The following is a 15,158-nucleotide window of genomic DNA, read 5'->3' as shown; positions in this document are numbered from 1 at the left end:
AAGAAAGACCGATTATTCGGCGCTGTCTTCAGCAGCCTTCTTCTTCGGAGGAGCCTTCTTCTTCGGGGCAGCAGCTTCTTCGCCTTCGGCGGCAGCTTCGGTTGCTTCAGCCTTGGCAGCCTTCTTCTTCGGAGAGGCCTTCTTGGCAGCCGGCTTATCTTCGGCTTCGTCGTCGGCCAACAACGCTTCCTTGGAGACGGTCTTGTCCGTGACGTTGACCTCGGTCAGCAGGTGGTCGATGACCTTTTCTTCGAAGATCGGCGCGCGCAGGTTGGCGGAAGCGCCGGGCGTGTTGCGGAAGAATTCCAGGATTTCCTTTTCCTGGCCCGGGAACTGCTGGAGCTGTGCGTAAAGTGCGCGCTGCAGTTCGTCTTCGCTGACTTCGACGCCGGCCTTCTCGCCGATTTCGGAGAGAACGAGGCCGAGGCGAACGCGGCGCTCGGCGAGCTTGCGGTATTCTTCGCGAGCCTTCTCTTCGGTAGTGTCTTCGTCTTCGAAAGTCTTGCCGGATTCGCTGAGATCGGTTTCGATCTGGCGCCAGATGCTAGCGAATTCAGCGTCGACGAGCTTCTGCGGGGTGTCGAACTGGTACATTTCGTCCAGCTGGTCGAGGATCTGGCGCTTGACCTTCTGGCGGGTCACCGAGCCGTACTGGCTTTCGATCTGGCCACGAACGATTTCCTTCAGGCGGTCAGCCGATTCCAGGCCGAGCTTGGAGGCGAGTTCGTCGTTGATTTCGATTTCGCCGGGAGCTGCAACTTCCTTGACGTTGATGTCGAAGGTGGCTTCCTTGCCGGCGAGGTTCTTGGCCGGATAGTCGGCCGGGAAGGTTACGGTGATAACCTTCTCATCGCCAGCCTTGACGCCGACGAGCTGTTCTTCGAAGCCCGGGATGAAGCGGTTGGAGCCGAGGACGAGCTGCGAATCTTCATCCTTGCCGCCGTCGAAGGCAACGCCGTCGACCTTGCCGAGATAGTCGATGGTGACGCGGTCGCCATTGGCGGCCTTGCCCTTCTTGGTCTCGTAGCTGCGGGCGCTTTCGGCGATCTTGAGGATCTGCTCGGTCACTTCGTCTTCGCTGATTTCAGCGACTTCGCGGGTCACCTTGATGCCGTTGACCGGCTTCAGCTCGATTGCCGGGATCACTTCGTAGGAGAGCGTGAATTCGAAATCGGCCTGAGCGGAGAGGATCTTTTCTGCCTCGTCCTTGTCTTCGGTCATGGCGACTTCCGGCTGGGTTGCCGACTTTTCGCCGCGCTCGGTCAGGATCGCCGGCGGCTGGTCGCGAACGATTTCGTTCACCAGATCGGCCATGATCGACTTGCCGTAGACCTTCTTCAGGTGCGAGACCGGCACCTTGCCCGGACGGAAGCCATTGATGCGGACCTTGTCCTTGACCTCGGCCAGGCGCTCGTTCATGCGCACTTCCATGTCCTTGGCCGGGATGACCACCTTGATTTCGCGCTTCAGCCCTTCAGCGAGCGTTTCGATAACCTGCATTGTCCTACCTTCATTCATGGCGGCCGTGCCCAGCCTGCCGTTCGTTTCGATGAGCACGACGCCGGAAAATCCCGAGCGTGGCTTGGATGCAATTCTCTTTCATCTTGCCAGAGCGCCGCGCCTTCAAATGAACGCGCAAAAGGCAGCTCTATCCCGTCACGAGCCAAAACATCTTATCCCCTTTCCTCATCGAAAGCGGGATGCTTTGGGCAAGATGCGCGTCCTGCGGCATATCGGAAGACAGGCTTCGCGAGCCTCCCCCCGTCCACAAGACAGTGTTGGTGCGGGTAGAGAGACTTGAACTCCCACGCCTTGCGGCACCAGAACCTAAATCTGGCGTGTCTACCAATTTCACCATACCCGCGTTCCCAAAACCGCATGGCGATGCCTGCCCATGGGGGCTTCCGGAGCGCGGCGTCTCTATATCACCCGTTTCAAACCACGCAAAGGAAAAATGACGGTTCCGCGACGAGGCCGAAAGCTTATCGGCATCTTGCGGCAGATATCGTCAGTAAAGCGGCTCCTCGTAGACGGATTTGCCGTCGAGAAGCAGGCTTCTGATATGGGCAACGCCATCGGAAGACACGCGCGCCGCGATGGCGACCCGATTGTCATTGCGAGCGCTCTCGATATCGTGCCCCTGCCCCTCGGGCACATAGTAGCGCTCGATGCCATAGGTGACCCCGATCACCGCCTGCGAGGGATCGGTCGCATCGCCATGGAAAACATAGTCGACGGGCAGGCTCTTGAGCACGACCGTATCGGGTTTCGCATCGAGTGCTCCGAAGGATGATTCGACGATACCCCAGTAACCGTCGTCCTGCTTCTTCAGGCGAACGGACAATGTAGCGGCGTTTCGGCTCATTTTCGGTGGTCCTTCGACCATCGTCGAGAACGGAACCCGTGAGATGTCGTAGTTCAAGGTCACGTAATCGCCGCGCAGAAGATCGCGCGGATCGACCGGCGCCGTCTTCAAGAGAATCTCGACACCGCTCCGCAGACCCCAGGCCCGCTCGCCGACCATATAGCCCAGCACGGCGGTCTGCAGAGCCGCAACGACGATAGCGGCAATCCACAGGCGGCGGGAGCCAATGGTCGGGCTCTTCTCGGCAATATCGGTCATGCCCGCGTCCCCTGCCTGCCATTATCGGAAAAACGCCGTTCCAGCTGGATGACCAGCCAGGCGGCAATGGCCACGAATATACCAGCCGCAAGGAAGAAGCCGGCTGTACCGATGATGGAGCCGATCGTCTCGCCGGCAAGATAGAGGATCTCGCAGGCAAAGACGAAATAGGCGAGATAGCGCACCGCACCATTGTCACGACCGGCAAGGGCGATGGCGATCACCGAACTCGCCAGCGTCGCCGCGGCGACGAAGATGAGCGGCAGCTTGTCTTCCACCCAGACGTTGTTTTCGAAGGATCCAGTGCCGATCTCGGCATGGACGAGGAAGAAGCCGATCGAGGCGATCAGAAAAGTATAGAAGGCCGGGGCCGCTCCAGCCGTCCGCACAAGCGACATCAACGGCGACACGGGAATGCTGACGAGAAGAAAGGCCGCCATCCCGAGCCCGGCAAAGAGGATCGCCGTGTTCAGGCTCTCATGCCGGGCGAAAAGCCAGGTGAACCATCCCACCATCATGAGGTAGGCGAGATGCCGCGCACCCGGTGCGTCGACATAGCGAACGAGCGCAATCAGGATGACGCCCATCAGAGGCGGCATCCAAGGCATGATGCCATGCCACTGATCGAAATGATCCCATAGATAGACGCCGCAGAATGCCCAAGCGAGAAAACCGGCCAGCACGACCTGCGCGCTTAAACGAAACAGCGCCGCCACGATGCAGGCCGCAGCGAACCAGACGAGCATCATCGTCAGTTCGTCACCGGACAGATTGTACATCTGGCCGACAAGCGCCATGGCGCCGCCAAAACTTAGCGTCCCCAGGATCAAAAGTCCCGATGCGACAATCGAACGACCAAGAGTAAGAAGATGCGCCGCGCCGAGATAGAAAGCCCATATCATCGCGACGAGCCCTACGAGGCGCGCGATCCTCGGAATCGCCTCCCAATTGGCGGAAATAAAAAGCAGTATCGCCAGGCCAAGAAGCACCGCGGCGATGATTGCCAGCACCCGCCCCGCACTGAAGCTCGTTTGGCGACCGTCATATTCACGCAGCACCGCCTCTGCAGCACCTGCATCGACAAGACCTTTTTCGATCCAGATTTTCAGATCCCGTTCCAGCCTGCCTCTGTACATCCCGGCTCCCTAGCTGCGACTCCCCTTGCATAGGAGAAATACCACAATTCAGCCATCTATGCCGCCGGCGCCTTCCGCACAAATATGTCTCACATTAATACAGAATTAAGCGCTGACCTTGCATGATATGGTCAGGTATTCAGATACCGGTGCAAGACATGCGCATTCGGCATACCTCCCATGAAATTATTGCGCTGCACAAAATTAAAAAGTCATACTATTACTAGGGCAACAAGACACGGCGATGGCGCGCCGGGCCAGCTCTGGTCGGAAAAGCCTAGGGATTTGCATCCCGACACGGAATTCGGAGCCGCACACTCCTCCTCCCAGTGCGCTCCGATAGATTGACGACACTCCTCCTCCCAGTCGTCAATCACCTCAAATGACGCCCACCGCATCCTCCTCCCGCGGTGGGCGTTATTTTTCTCATCTCAAATCGGCTCATATGCCTCTGGTGCCGGAAGGACTGGCAAATGCCGGAACCTGATGCGCAAACAGTCGAGTGACGATTCGTGGGCGGAAGACAGCTCATGCAGCCCTCCCGATACGGCATGGCTGGCCAAAACATGGTCGAATGCGGGCAACAAATGGAAGCGCCAGCGAAAGCCGGCATTCCCTCGAAGCGAGCCTCTGAAGTAGCTCTTCATTCGGCCGCGATATGCACATAAAGCAGCCATCATCTTAGGCAGATTACCCACAAGGCTTGCATGTTATGCATAGGTGACATGAAGCATTCGCTCTTTTAGTTTTCGCGGCGCAGCATATATTTAAATCCATTAGATCGACGACGGAACCAATCGCGGAACCGCTCGATCACAGATCCTCGAAAGGGACTTAAAATGAACCTGACCCGCTCTTTCAACAACTGGCGCAAGTATCGTCAGACCGTCAACGAACTCGGCCGCATGAGCGCTCGTGAACTGCACGACCTCGGCATCGACCGCGCCGACATCCATCGCGTTGCCCGCGAAGCCACCGGCCGTTGATCGCCGGATAGGCTTCGCCCAACAGCGAAAGCCTTCTCAACGCCCGTTGCGGACCTCCGCGGCGGGCGTTCTTTTTTGCCCATCGACTGAGCAAGCGCAGCATAACCGATCCGCCGCGAGCTATTCCTTATCTGCAAAGCACACAAATTTTGAGCATCGACTGCTTTTTGGGCGTCATATTGCACAAATGCATAGCAGACGCCTTTTCTTTGCACTGCACAACCGACCTCCTCGCGCCTATATAGAGTGCAAGCGCTGAGACGGTAATCGTACCGCTCGCAACCAAGATACCGAGGATAAGATCATGAACCCGATTCGCATTGCAAAGAACTGGATCAGCTACCGCCGTACCCTGAACGAACTTGGCAACCTCTCCAGCCAGACCCTTTCGGACATCGGCGTCAGCCGCTACGAGATCCGCAACATCGCTGCACGTTCCTTCCGTTAATCGTTGGGAATTGCAGACTGCTTCAAGACGGCGCCTTTCGGCGCCGTTTTTGATTCCAGCGACTAAGCACCGTTCGATTTAATCGACTCGTAGAGCTTCAGTGATCAGCAGCGAGCCCTCCCCACTGGCGCCGGATATCAATGCCACCAGCCATAGAGCACCGCAGCAACTTATGCGCCACAAGCGGACATCGCCGCTGCCGCCGTCACGCGCGATTTGGGAACGGAACCGCGTCTTTTCTCATTTACAGGTGGAGACCTTTTGGCAAGGAGGCGTAAGAATGCAGATCCAAGGAATTTACGCCGCGCTCGCGACGGCAAGCATGGCTAGGGCAGAGACGTTCTATACCCAACTTTTCGACCGGGGGCCTGACGATCGCCCCATGGATGGGTTGATCCAATGGCGCGATGTCGCAGGCGCGAACATTCAAATCTTCCATGACAAGGAGAATGCGGGGTTCGGCAGACTAACCATTGTCGTGCCGAAAATGGATCAGGCCCGCAAATCGCTCGAAGACTTTGGCATGAAGCTCACAGGTGAATCGGAAGGCGACTACGGAAAGATCGCCCATCTTGCGGATCCTGACGGAAATCGCATCACTCTTGCAGAGCCGCCCTCGAGGCCTTTCGATACGTAGTGCCCCTCGGCAGGACCCGAGATTAAATTGCCGTAAGACCGCGGCGCAGTTTTGCGCGGCATGCTTTAGCAAAGCGATTGGATCGCCGCCCCGCTCGTGATAATGACGCGCGCATGACACAGACCAATCCCCACTCCCCCATCCACGTCATCGGCGGCGGGCTCGCCGGCTCGGAAGCCGCATGGCAGATCGCTAATGCCGGCGTACCCGTCATCCTGCATGAAATGCGCGGCGTGCGCGGCACCGAAGCACACAAGACGAACGATCTTGCCGAGTTGGTGTGCTCCAACTCGTTCCGCTCCGACGATGCCACCAGCAATGCCGTCGGCGTCATCCATGCGGAAATGCGCATGGCGGGCTCTCTCATCATGGCATGTGCGGACAAGCACCAGGTGCCGGCCGGCGGTGCGCTTGCCGTCGACCGCGATGGCTTTTCAGCAGCGGTAACGCAGGCGATCGCAAATCATCCACTGATCACCGTCGTCCGCGAGGAAATCCAGGGCCTGCCTCCGAGGGAATGGGACCAGGCAATCATCGCCACGGGCCCGCTGACGGCGCCCGGCCTTGCGAACGCCATCCAGGCCGAAACCGGTGCCGATGCGCTCGCCTTCTTCGACGCCATCGCACCGATCGTCTATCGCGACAGCATCAATATGGACATCTGCTGGTATCAGTCGCGCTACGACAAGGTCGGCCCCGGTGGCACCGGCAAGGATTATATCAACTGCCCGATGGACGAAGCCCAGTACAATACCTTCGTCGATGCCCTGATCGCCGGCGATGCCGTCGGTTTCAAGGAATGGGAAGGCACACCCTATTTCGACGGCTGCCTGCCGATCGAGGTCATGGCGGAACGCGGGCGCGAGACGCTGCGCCACGGGCCGATGAAGCCGATGGGGCTCACCAATACCCATAATCCCACCGTCAAGGCCTATGCCGTCGTGCAGCTGCGTCAGGACAATGCGCTCGGCACGCTCTACAACATGGTCGGCTTCCAGACGAAGCTGAAATACGGCGCGCAGGCAGAGATCTTCCGGCTGATCCCCGGCCTTGAGAATGCAGAATTCGCGCGCCTCGGCGGTCTGCACCGCAATACCTACATCAACTCGCCGACCCTGCTCGATCGCTCCCTGGTCTTGAAGTCGCGCCCGGGCCTGCGCTTTGCCGGTCAGATCACCGGCTGTGAAGGCTATGTCGAAAGCGCCAGCATCGGCCTGCTCGCCGGCCGCTTCGCCGCTGCCGAGCGCAAGGGCGAAGTACCCTCGCTGCCGCCGTCCACCACGGCGCTCGGCTCGCTACTGAACCACATCACCGGCGGCCATATCGTTTCGGACGAGGAGCCGGGCAAGCGCTCCTTCCAGCCGATGAACATCAATTTCGGGCTCTTCCCGGAGCTGCAACCCGGATCGATCGTCAAGCCGGAAGGCGTCAAGCGCTTCCGCGGCAAGGACAAAACCATCATGAAGCGTCAGCTTATCGCCAAGCGTGCGCTTGCCGACTGCGCGAAATGGCTCGGCGTGCAGGCGCCGGTTCTCGCGGAGAGCGCCTGACCATCTGAGCTTGAGGCCGAGCTTTCGGGATTTTCAAGCCTTAGCCGGCGACGCCTGATCCTGCAGCTTGGCGTCCTCACCGGCAACATAGTTGCCGAGCAGCCAGAGCGACACTTCCGCGGCTTCGGCAGGCGTCTTGAATTCGAACGTGCCGTTGTGGTGGGGCGCATCCAGAAAATCGACGGTCAAGCCGCGACCGGTTGCCGAGATCTTGGCATGCGCCCGACCGGGCTCGATCAAATGGACGCTGAAGTGATTGCGCACATTGCGCATAAAGCCCGCTTTGTCGTCATGCAGCCGTACGAAAACCGCCTGTCCGTCGGCCGTCGTCTGCAACTGGCGGATCGCCTCGGTTGGAAAGGCGCGGCCGAACTCCAGAATGGCGAGGCCGGTATCGTGCAGGCCGTCTTCCTTGTTTTGCGATGCCATACGCGTCGCGTAATAGGCAATGAAGATGACGATCGCGAACAATATGCACCAGACGATAATACCCATGGCAGCTCCCCCGGAAATGCAAATTCAAGTGCCGGCACTCTCCATACAGGCCGAGACTTGCGCGAGCTTGTCGTATTTTAGATTTTCTTTGTAATCGACGCCATCGCCATGCGCAGCTGCCGGCGCCATTGCGGCAATGCAAGGGATCGATCGAAGAGACCAGCGCCGAGCTTCTGAGCCTGCTTCAAGACCGGCTCGGCCAGCGTGACGGGCAGAAAGGCCGGGAATACCGCCTGCGATATGGCCCCTGCCGCCCTCGCCTTGGCGAGGTGCTCCCGGCCCAGACCGGCAAATGCTTCGATGGCCGCTGAAATGCGCTGAATATCCTCGCCGGCAAGGAAGGAATCGCGGTCGAGACCCGTCGCCGTCAGAATCTCAAGCGGCAGGTAAAGCTGGCCGCGATGGCGATGGAGGGGCATCAACAGCAGCAGTCCGGCAACCGCCTGTGCGACACCGGCGTGGCCTGCGGCGTCCGCAGAACGCTTCGCCTCATCGGCGGACAAGACCAGGCTTGCCAGCTGAATCAGGGCCGAAGCCGTCTCGCCGGCATAGCCTTCGAGGCTGCTGCGGCTCTCCATGGGGTCATCGTAGAGATCGAAGATGCGCGCGTCGATCATGTCGATCAGCGTCTGGCGCGGCAAACGGTATTCTTCGATCGCGGTCAGAAGCTCGGACGCCAGCGGATTGGCCTCGCTCGAGCCATGGGCCTGCCCTTCAAGAAGATCGCGCCAGTATTGCATACGCACTTCACCGGGCAGCGGCTCATGCACAAGATCGCGCACGCGCGCCAGCTCGGCATTGAAGGCATAGAGCGCGGCAAGTGCCGGGCGCTTCTCTTCCGGTGCCAGCAGGCAGGCAAGATAACGATCGCGATCGGTGTCGCGAAGCGTTGCGAGGCAGATGTCCCGGTTGCTACGGGGCGCAGCTGTTATCGTCATACGTGGATCCGAAGGTCAGACGGCGATCAGCGCCGCAGCCACGGCACGCGATTCGGACAGCATGATGTTGAATGTGCGCACCGCCGCTCCCGTGCTCATCGGGTCGGACGAAATCTGCTTTCCACGCAGGGCGGCCTTCAGCTCGGCGGGAAGCGGTCGCAGCTCCATGCCGGTGCCGACGAGCAGCACTTCGATCTCGGCAGCCTCATCGAGAACCTTCTGGAAGCGATCCGGCGTCAGCGCATCGCCCTGCAGCATGTCCCATCCGTAGATGCCCGAGGGCAGACACAGCAGCGAGCCGCGATGCGACATGTCGGCGAAGCGGAAGCCGCCATTGCCGTAAGCGTCGATCGGTGCGCGCCCCGGGAAATGCGCGTTACGGATTTCTATTCCTTTAGCCACTGTATCACACCGCTGGTTTGCCTGACTGGATGTTGCCGGCCGCGGGTCCATTGCTCTCGCCGCCGGTCTGGAACTTGTCCGGACGCAGCTTGAACAGGATCAGCACGGGCGCCGCAATATAAATCGACGAGAAAGTGCCGACAGCGACGCCGAAAAGCAGGACGAAGGTGAAGGCACGGATCACTTCGCCGCCGAAGATGTAGAGAGCGAAGAGCGCCAGAAGCGTCGTCGCCGATGTCAGAATGGTACGAGATAGTGTCTGATTGATGGAGGCGTCGATCAGAATCGGCAGCGGCATCTGGGAATAGCGCTTCAGATTTTCACGCATGCGGTCGTAGACGACAACCGTGTCGTTCAGCGAGTAGCCGACGATGGTCAAAATCGCGGCAATACCGGTCATGTTGAATTCCATGCCCGTCAGCACGAAGAGGCCGAGCGTCAGAATGACGTCGTGCAGCGTCGCAATGATCGCGCCGACCGCAAACTGCCATTCGAAACGCAGCCAAATGTAGACGAGAATTGCAACGAGAGCCGCCAGTACGGCAAGGGAGGCCGTCGTCGTGATTTCACCCGATACGGCGGGACCGACGACCTCTACGCGTGAGAAATTATAGTCCTTGCCCAATTCGTCCCGCACGAGGGATACGGCGGATTGTTCGGCATTTTCACCGCCCTCCTGTGCATGGACGCGAATCACGGCGCCGAGGCGATCGGCAAGCCGCTCGACGCGCACATCGCCCGGAACGACGGCCTCAAGGCGCGATTGAATATCCACCGCATCGGCAACACCCTGTTTGGCGCGGACCTCGATGATCGATCCGCCGGCGAAATCGATGCCGAGATGCATGCCGACCGTCGCGAAGGCGACAAGTGTGATGACCGACAGAGCCGCCGTTACCGTGAAAGTGTAACGGCGGATGCCCATGAACCGGATGTTGGCGTTGTCGAAAACGCCGCTTCGCACGCCGACCAGCAACGTGCGCGGCTTGCGGCGCGATATCCACATATTCCCCAGCGACCGCGTAACGAAGCAGGAGGTGAAGAAGGTGGTGAAGACGCCGACCATGAGAGTGGCGGCAAAGCCGCGAACCGCGCCGGTGCTTGCATAGAAGAGAATGGCTGCGACGATGAGCACGGTCAGATTGGCGTCGGCCACGGTCGCGGCTGCCCGGTTGAAACCGTGGCGCAGTGCATCGACGAGAAGATGAGTTTTCTTTTCCTCTTCACGCACGCGCTCATAGATCAGTACCAGCGCATCGAGGCCGATACCGATGATCAAGACGATCGCAGCCACGCCCGGCAGCGTCAGCGTGATGCCGAGCACACCCATGAGCGCTGCCACCATGATCATGTTGATGATGAGCGAGATGGTCGCGATGATGCCGAGCAGGCGATAGAAGCCGATCATCAAGGCGGCCACGAAGACTGCGGCGGCGATGCAGGCAATCAGGCCGTAACGCGCCGTTTCGCCGCCGAGGCCCGGCTGAATGGTCCGTTCCTCGACCGTCGTCAGCGTTGCCGGCAGCGGTCCGCTCTTGATCATGACGGCCAGGTCCTGCGCACCCTGGACCGTGAAGTCTCCGGGAACGTCGATCTCGCCTGTTGCGATGACGGTCTTCAGGGATGCAGCGGAGATGACCTGATCGTCAAGCACGACGACGATGATCCTGCCGAGATTGCTGGCCGTCGATTGTGCAAAGCGGTGGGCGGCCTCCGGCGTCAGCTTGACGGAAACCGTTCCCTCGCCGGTCTGGTCGTCGGTAACGGAGACCGCGTCGGAAAAATCGACGTTCGAGAGCAGAGGTTGTCTTTGTACGAGATAGCCGACCGGGGGATCATCTTCGGAAAACAGCACGTCGGACCCGGCCGGCGGCTGTTTGTCCATGGCGTCCTGGACCGACATCGACTGATCGATCAGGCGGAAGCTAAGTTTGGCGGGCTGGCCGAGAAGGTTCTTCAGCCGCTGCGCATCGGCGAGATCGGGCACCTGAACGATGATACGATCGGATCCCTGTCGGCGGATCAGCGGCTCTCCCACGCCGAGCTGGGCGATGCGGGCGTGGATGACCTTGATCGCGCGTGCGATCGCCGCTGACACATGGCTATTGATGTCGGCATCGGTGATATCGAGCGTCAGCGCACCGTTATCCCCCTGGGACAGAACCACGGACGGTTTGTCCGGTCCGGCAGTCAACGGTCGCAACGCCGTCAAAGCAGCCTGAACCTGTGCGGAATCGTTGATTCGAAGCTGGATCTTGCGGCCAGTGCCTGTCAGGCCCGAATAAGCGACATTGACGGTGCGCAAGCGCGTCGAGATATCGCTGACTATACTTTCCAGACGATCCTTTTCGACGTCACTCCGTTCGATCTTCAGCAGCAGATGCGATCCACCGCGCAGATCGAGACCTAGCTCGATCTTTCGATGCGCCCACCATGCCGGGAGGGACGAAAGCGCGCGCTCACCGAATAAATTGGGAGCGGCCAGAAGCACGCTCAAGAGAACGACGAACCAGATCAGGGCGGTCTTCCACCAGGAGACGTGCAGCATCGCTCTCTCGATTTAGGGCTTCCCTACCGCGCCCCATCTTCAAAAGAAAATGAACGGGCGCAGTAACATATTGAAATTGTGCACAATCCCTCAGGAAAGTCGATCCCGAATTTCGAGGATCCCGAGCGGCGACGGGCGCTGCTCTCAGCCCAAGGCTTTAAGCGGCGTCTGCCTTGACCGGCTCACCCTTGACGCGAACTTCGGAAATGGCGCTGCGGACGACGCGGATGCGCACGCCTTCGGCGATCTCGACTTCCAGTTCCTTCTCGTCGATGACCTTGGTGACCTTACCAACGATGCCGCTGGTGACGATCTGATCGCCGCGACGGATGTTCTTCAGGATCTCGTCACGCTTCTTCGCCTGAGCACGCTGCGGACGAATAAGAAGGAAATACCAAACGACCATCAGCGGCACAAACAGGATGATCATTTCAAAGCCGGAACCGCCGAAGGCACTCGCGGCCGAATCTGTCGCGCTCTGCGCATATGCGTTGGTGATAAACATCGAGAACTCCCTTGAACTCCGAGCGGGAACAGGCCCCGCGTCAGGTGGCCGGAATATAGTTACGCGCATGACGAATGCAACAAAAACAGCCGTCAACCGTACCGTTTTCCCGGTCTGTTAGCCTTTCAGCCCCCGAAGGAGCATGATACCCGGCAAGACAGCGCGCATTCTACGACTTTCTTGTTCAATATTCAGGAGGAAATGGTGACTGAAGACCAAAATGCCCTGATCCTTGCCGAAGTCCGCCGCCTTGCCGATGCGCTTGAACGCCTTGCCGGGCCGGCTCCGGCCATCAATGACTGGAACGCCGCCGATTGTTTCGTCTGGGCCCCCGCCCGGCTTCATCTGCAGCCGGTGCCACGACCGAACCGTGTGGCGCTGACCCTCATTCGAGGCGTCGATCATGTGCGCGACATTCTGCATGAAAACACGCTTCGCTTTGCCGAAGGTTTCGCCGCCAACAACGTCCTGCTCTGGGGCGCGCGCGGTATGGGCAAATCGTCTCTCGTCAAGTCCGTGCATGAAGACGTACGTCGGACGACCGGCGTTTCGCTGAAATTGATCGAAGTCCATCGCGAAGACATTTCCTCGCTGCCGGTGCTGCTTGATATCCTGAAAGCCGTTCCGCACCGCATCATCATCTTCTGTGATGATCTCTCCTTCGATCACGACGATACGGCCTATAAGTCGCTGAAGGCGGCGCTGGATGGCGGCGTCGAGGGCCGGCCGGACAATGTGCTGTTCTATGCGACCTCCAATCGGCGCCACCTGCTGCCACGTCATATGATGGAAAACGAACAGTCGACAGCCATCAATCCTTCGGAAGCCGTGGAAGAGAAGGTTTCGCTCTCCGACCGCTTCGGCCTTTGGCTCGGCTTCCACAAATGCAGCCAGGAAGATTATCTGCAGATGATCGATGCCTATGCCGATCACTTCAAGCTAGAGCTCGATCGTGCACAAATGCATCACGAGGCACTCGAATGGGCGACGACCCGTGGCGCCCGCTCCGGTCGTGTCGCCTGGCAATATATCCAGGATCTCGCCGGACGGCAGCGCATCGTGCTGGAACGGGATTGATCTTCGACCAATAAGGCCCTGAACGACAAAAAGCCCGGCATTGACCGGGCTTTTTGCAGAGTCCTTGAGACGCACTACCTATTCAAGGAACGTCATTGGGTTGACCGGAGCCGAATTCTTGCGGACTTCGAAGTGCAGCTGCGGCTGGCTGACATTGCCGCTCATACCGGACGTTGCCAGCGTCTGGCCGCGCTGAACCTTCTGGCCGCGGGTTACGTTGAGCGCATCGGCATGGCCGTAGACCGTAACGGTGCCGTCGTCGTGACGGACGAGAACCGTGTTGCCGAGCTCCTTCAAGCCGTTGCCGGCATAGATAACGACACCGTTTTCAGCAGCCTTGACCGGCGTGCCCTCGGGAACGGAGATGTCGATACCATCGTTGCGGCTGCCGTTGACGTTGGAGCCATAGCCGGCAACCACGGCACCGCGAACCGGCCAGCGGTACTTGCCGATGCCGGTTGCTTCCGGCGCATCGGCCTGCGCATCCGATTTGGCGGCATCATTGATGGATTGGCTCGGAGAAGCGGAGGCAACTTCCTTCGGCTTGGCAGATGCATCGCTTGTGGTATCCGCATGAGCGACAACCTTCGGAGCCTGCTTTGCGATCGGTTCGGCGGCCGCCTGCTTCGGCTCTGCAACCGGCGTAGCGGTGGGCTTGGCCGAAACCTTCTGCGGCTCGATGGAAGCGGTCTTGACCGGGTCCGCGGCGGCAACGGCGCCGTGCGGCAATGCCAGCGCCTGGCCGATGCGGATGCCGTCGCCGGCCTGCATGTTATTCGCGCGCTTCAACTCGGCGACGGTAACCCCGCTCTCCTTGGCGATGCGAGCAAGCGAATCGCCCGGCTTGACGACGTAAGTGCCAGCGCCTTTCGGCGTCGGACCCTTGCCGTTGCCGGCTGCAAGCTTGTTAGGATCGGCGAGACCCGCCTGGGATTTGCCGCGCATCTGATTGCCGGAAGGCAGCGCGAGGGCTTCCTGCTGCGGCGCCTTGACCGGGGCCGGCATCTTGCCGCCCTTGGAAAGGTCCGTTGCTTCAGACGCCATCTTCGCTGGACTTGAGGCACCGGCGCCATTCATCGTCGGGATGATGATCTGCTGACCCGGCTGAGCACCGGCGCCGTTACGCAGGCCGTTGGCGCGCAGGATTTCCTTTTCCGGAACGCCGTAGCGGCGCGACAGAAGCGCGATGTTTTCGCCCTGGCGCAGCGTTACGCTTGGCGCGTTGACCGTCGTCCAGCCGGGAGACATCTCAGGTGTCGCCGCCGTCTTGATCGTGCCGGTCGACATCGCATCGGGTGCGAGAGCCGGCGCCGCGCGCGAGCCGTTATTGCTGCGCGATGCCGGGAACGGCTGAGCAAGCGCCTCGGTTTCGGCGCGCGAACCACCGCGGGGACGAGCGGCACTGGCGGAAGCGCTGGGAGGAGCAAGTTCGGTGCGCTGAATTGCGACAGGTGCAGTTGATGCACGAGCGCTGGAGTAGGACGGGTTATAGCGAGCCGGCGAATTCGGATAGGGTTGCGACACCGGTGCACTCTGCTGCGAATAATCCTGCTGACCGTAACCGCCGGCCTGCGCGACATCGGCGCGCGGCACCGGATCGCCATTCGGACCATTCAAGCCGCGCCGGTTGATCGAACCGGTCGTCACATTGTCCGTCTTGTTGAAGAGCCCGCTGAACCGGGTCGTGTCTGAGCTACAAGCCGTCGCGGTGCTCGCCAGAAGAATGGCCACCAGGACTTTCCCTGCCGATTTACCGAAATTCGAAGAAAGACTGAAACCCATGACTCGACCCACTTGAGACGCAACCGATTAT

At 59.8% G+C, this 15,158-nt stretch carries 14 protein-coding genes and 1 tRNA gene; 5 read left to right on the top strand and 10 right to left on the bottom strand.

The window, feature by feature from the left end; translation table 11 throughout:
• Positions 1-12 precede the first annotated feature (12 nt).
• From tig to PH552_RS12670, 4 genes are all read right to left on the bottom strand, one after another.
• Complete coding sequence (gene tig / locus PH552_RS12685) at positions 13-1,500, bottom strand: trigger factor (protein ID WP_113249952.1); 1,488 nt, start codon at positions 1,498-1,500, stop codon at positions 13-15.
• A gap of 279 nt (positions 1,501-1,779) precedes the next feature.
• A tRNA-Leu gene (locus tag PH552_RS12680) sits at positions 1,780-1,864 on the bottom strand.
• Between the two features lie 144 nt (positions 1,865-2,008).
• Positions 2,009-2,623: a GDYXXLXY domain-containing protein gene (locus PH552_RS12675; protein ID WP_113249875.1), complete on the bottom strand. Its 615-nt coding sequence runs from the start codon at positions 2,621-2,623 to the stop codon at positions 2,009-2,011.
• A complete protein-coding gene (locus PH552_RS12670) occupies positions 2,620-3,759 on the bottom strand; it encodes a DUF2157 domain-containing protein (RefSeq protein WP_113249874.1) in 1,140 nt (379 codons plus the stop codon). Before PH552_RS12670 ends, PH552_RS12675 begins: the two co-directional genes overlap by 4 nt.
• An 839-nt stretch (positions 3,760-4,598) precedes the next feature.
• Here PH552_RS12670 and PH552_RS12665 point away from each other — a divergent pair.
• From PH552_RS12665 to trmFO, 4 genes are all read left to right on the top strand, one after another.
• Positions 4,599-4,745 (top strand): DUF1127 domain-containing protein, encoded by a 147-nt coding sequence (locus tag PH552_RS12665; protein WP_081615319.1) that lies wholly within the window; start codon positions 4,599-4,601, stop codon positions 4,743-4,745.
• 304 nt (positions 4,746-5,049) lie between these two features.
• Positions 5,050-5,193, top strand: coding sequence for a DUF1127 domain-containing protein (locus tag PH552_RS12660; RefSeq protein WP_069611985.1), 144 nt, complete (start codon positions 5,050-5,052; stop codon positions 5,191-5,193).
• Positions 5,194-5,293: 100 nt separating this feature from the next.
• On the top strand, positions 5,294-5,830 hold the full coding sequence (locus PH552_RS12655) for a VOC family protein (RefSeq protein WP_246698563.1): 537 nt from the start codon (positions 5,294-5,296) through the stop codon (positions 5,828-5,830).
• 113 nt (positions 5,831-5,943) lie between these two features.
• Entirely contained in the window at positions 5,944-7,380 is a 1,437-nt protein-coding gene (gene trmFO, locus PH552_RS12650; RefSeq protein ID WP_113249871.1) for a methylenetetrahydrofolate--tRNA-(uracil(54)-C(5))-methyltransferase (FADH(2)-oxidizing) TrmFO, read from the top strand.
• A 33-nt stretch (positions 7,381-7,413) separates the two neighbouring features.
• Here the strand turns inward: trmFO and PH552_RS12645 are convergent, their stop codons facing one another.
• The 5 genes from PH552_RS12645 to yajC form a co-directional block, all read right to left on the bottom strand.
• Entirely contained in the window at positions 7,414-7,875 is a 462-nt protein-coding gene (locus PH552_RS12645) for a hypothetical protein (RefSeq protein ID WP_112340945.1), read from the bottom strand.
• 77 nt (positions 7,876-7,952) lie between these two features.
• Entirely contained in the window at positions 7,953-8,813 is an 861-nt protein-coding gene (locus PH552_RS12640) for a phytoene/squalene synthase family protein (protein WP_113249869.1), read from the bottom strand.
• A 15-nt stretch (positions 8,814-8,828) separates the two neighbouring features.
• A complete protein-coding gene (locus tag PH552_RS12635; protein ID WP_069611981.1) occupies positions 8,829-9,215 on the bottom strand; it encodes an Mth938-like domain-containing protein in 387 nt (128 codons plus the stop codon).
• Positions 9,216-9,219: 4 nt separating this feature from the next.
• Positions 9,220-11,763: a protein translocase subunit SecDF gene (gene secDF, locus PH552_RS12630; RefSeq protein ID WP_285166064.1), complete on the bottom strand. Its 2,544-nt coding sequence runs from the start codon at positions 11,761-11,763 to the stop codon at positions 9,220-9,222.
• Positions 11,764-11,920: 157 nt separating this feature from the next.
• The gene (gene yajC, locus PH552_RS12625) at positions 11,921-12,268 is read right to left on the bottom strand and encodes a preprotein translocase subunit YajC (protein WP_047634659.1); all 348 of its coding nucleotides are present in this window, start codon (positions 12,266-12,268) and stop codon (positions 11,921-11,923) included.
• A gap of 201 nt (positions 12,269-12,469) precedes the next feature.
• Here yajC and PH552_RS12620 point away from each other — a divergent pair, with 201 nt between their 5' ends.
• Positions 12,470-13,345: an ATP-binding protein gene (locus PH552_RS12620; RefSeq protein ID WP_210278891.1), complete on the top strand. Its 876-nt coding sequence runs from the start codon at positions 12,470-12,472 to the stop codon at positions 13,343-13,345.
• Between the two features lie 78 nt (positions 13,346-13,423).
• Here the strand turns inward: PH552_RS12620 and PH552_RS12615 are convergent, their stop codons facing one another.
• On the bottom strand, positions 13,424-15,127 hold the full coding sequence (locus PH552_RS12615; protein ID WP_183763483.1) for a LysM peptidoglycan-binding domain-containing M23 family metallopeptidase: 1,704 nt from the start codon (positions 15,125-15,127) through the stop codon (positions 13,424-13,426).
• Between the last annotated feature and the right edge of the window lie 31 nt (positions 15,128-15,158).

Source organism: Rhizobium aureum (assembly GCF_030182495.1).
GTDB lineage: Bacteria > Pseudomonadota > Alphaproteobacteria > Rhizobiales > Rhizobiaceae > Rhizobium > Rhizobium tropici_C.
The sequence above is the reverse complement of the archived record's forward strand: the minus strand, read 5'-3'. Positions and strand labels throughout refer to the sequence as shown.

What these genes read in the sequence shown, in the direction of transcription:
- secDF (WP_285166064.1), bottom strand. Translation starts at nt 11,763, where the DNA reads ATGCTGCACGTCTCCTGGTGGAAGACCGCCCTGATCTGGTTCGTCGTT.
- trmFO (WP_113249871.1), top strand. Translation starts at nt 5,944, where the DNA reads ATGACACAGACCAATCCCCACTCCCCCATCCACGTCATCGGCGGCGGG.
- yajC (WP_047634659.1), bottom strand. Translation starts at nt 12,268, where the DNA reads ATGTTTATCACCAACGCATATGCGCAGAGCGCGACAGATTCGGCCGCG.
- PH552_RS12640 (WP_113249869.1), bottom strand. Translation starts at nt 8,813, where the DNA reads ATGACGATAACAGCTGCGCCCCGTAGCAACCGGGACATCTGCCTCGCA.
- PH552_RS12645 (WP_112340945.1), bottom strand. Translation starts at nt 7,875, where the DNA reads ATGGGTATTATCGTCTGGTGCATATTGTTCGCGATCGTCATCTTCATT.
- PH552_RS12620 (WP_210278891.1), top strand. Translation starts at nt 12,470, where the DNA reads ATGGTGACTGAAGACCAAAATGCCCTGATCCTTGCCGAAGTCCGCCGC.
- PH552_RS12670 (WP_113249874.1), bottom strand. Translation starts at nt 3,759, where the DNA reads ATGTACAGAGGCAGGCTGGAACGGGATCTGAAAATCTGGATCGAAAAA.
- PH552_RS12615 (WP_183763483.1), bottom strand. Translation starts at nt 15,127, where the DNA reads ATGGGTTTCAGTCTTTCTTCGAATTTCGGTAAATCGGCAGGGAAAGTC.
- PH552_RS12675 (WP_113249875.1), bottom strand. Translation starts at nt 2,623, where the DNA reads ATGACCGATATTGCCGAGAAGAGCCCGACCATTGGCTCCCGCCGCCTG.
- PH552_RS12665 (WP_081615319.1), top strand. Translation starts at nt 4,599, where the DNA reads ATGAACCTGACCCGCTCTTTCAACAACTGGCGCAAGTATCGTCAGACC.
- PH552_RS12660 (WP_069611985.1), top strand. Translation starts at nt 5,050, where the DNA reads ATGAACCCGATTCGCATTGCAAAGAACTGGATCAGCTACCGCCGTACC.
- tig (WP_113249952.1), bottom strand. Translation starts at nt 1,500, where the DNA reads ATGCAGGTTATCGAAACGCTCGCTGAAGGGCTGAAGCGCGAAATCAAG.